General features: G+C 70.5%; 1 protein-coding gene. It reads right to left on the reverse strand.

The annotated features are described in order from the left end of the window. Nucleotides 1–126: 126 nt before the first annotated feature. Nucleotides 127–1,140, reverse strand: coding sequence for a sigma-70 family RNA polymerase sigma factor (locus FNQ90_RS22575; protein ID WP_182608035.1), 1,014 nt, complete (start codon nucleotides 1,138–1,140; stop codon nucleotides 127–129). Nucleotides 1,141–1,591: the final 451 nt, after the last annotated feature.

Raw genomic sequence — 1,591 nt, forward strand, 5'->3', positions numbered from 1 at the left:
CCGGCTGATGGCCGCCCGTCTCGCCGGCGAGGAGATCGAACCCCGCGGTCCCATCGAGACCGAAGCGGCCCGTCGCCTCGCCGACGACCTCAAAGACGAGTGATCACCCGGTTACCCAACACTTTCTCAGGCGGCGGCGTCGAAGCCGGAGGCGTCGGCCATCCGCTTGAGCTCCAGCAGGGCGTGCTTCTCTATCTGCCGGATCCGCTCCCGGGTCAGACCGTGCTGCCGGCCGACCTCGGTGAGGGTCCGCTCACGGCCGTCCTCGATGCCGTAGCGGGCCCGGATGATGGACGCGGTGCGGTCGTCGAGGCGACCGATGAGCTCCTCCAGCCCCTCCCGGCGCATCATGACCATGACGGACTGCTCCGGGGTGGCCGCGGAGGTGTCCTCCAGCAGGTCCCCGAACTGGGTCTCACCCTCGTCGTCCACGGCCATGTTGAGGCTGACCGGGTCCCGGGCCCAGTCCAGGACGTCCTGAACCCGCTCGGGTGTGGTGTTCAGCTCGGCGGCGATCTCCTGCGGCTCGGCGTCCCGCCCGTGCTCGCGGTTGAACTCCCGCTGCACCCTGCGGACCCGCCCCAGCTCCTCGACCAGATGGACGGGCAGCCGGATGGTGCGCGCCTGGTCCGCGATGGACCGGGTGATCGCCTGCCTGATCCACCAGGTGGCGTACGTGGAGAACTTGAAGCCCTTGGTGTAGTCGAACTTCTCGACCGCCCGGACCAGCCCGGCGTTGCCCTCCTGGACCAGGTCCAACAGGGGCAGACCGCTGCGCGGGTAGCGACGGGCCACGGCGACCACCAGCCGGAGGTTGGAGCGGATGAAGACGTCCTTGGCACGCTCCCCCTCCGCGGCTATCGCCTCCAACTCCTCGGACGGGACACCGACGACCGGACCCTCCGGCACGGGCTCGTCCCTCCCGTCCAGGATGCGGCGGGCGTACAGACCGGCCTCGATGGCCCGGGCCAACTCGACCTCCCGCGCCGCGTCCAACAGCGGCGTGCGGGCGATCTCGTCCAGGTACATGCCCACCAGGTCGCGCTCGGTGGCGTCGCCCTCCGCGGAGGGCCTGGCGCTGCCCGTGGTTCCGACCGGACCGGAGGTCTGCCGGCTGCGGGCGACGGCACGGCTTGCCATACGTGCTCCCTTGCGAATGATTGGGTGTGACGCTCGGTGGCGCTCTGCCTGTGCTCCTTCTCGGCCGGCGGAGTGCCTACTCGCACCCGCCTTCCGTAACGAATCAACGACGGGAAACCGGACAGAATTCCCAAGCCGCGCATCTTTTTCCGCGGATGCAGTACCCTGCCCACCGGCGCACGCGAACACCGCCCCGGAGGGGGTCCCGTCACCCGGGCCCACCGCCCCGACCGGCTCGCGCGGCCGCTCCCGCCGGTCCGCTCCCCATCCGATCCCGTCACGTCCCCCGGGGGCTCTCACCCCCTTGGACGATCCGGATCCCGGAAAGGTTGCGGATCGACTCCTCTTCGCCTGCCCGACTCCTCGGCGGGCATGTGCGATCCATCCCTTTTCCCTCCCCTTCCTCCGCTCTTCGGTCGATTCCCCTCGCCCGGCTCCCGGCGTCCCGGGC

It is taken from the genome of Streptomyces alkaliphilus (assembly GCF_014141535.1).
In the GTDB taxonomy this organism is placed as follows: domain Bacteria; phylum Actinomycetota; class Actinomycetes; order Streptomycetales; family Streptomycetaceae; genus Streptomyces; species Streptomyces alkaliphilus.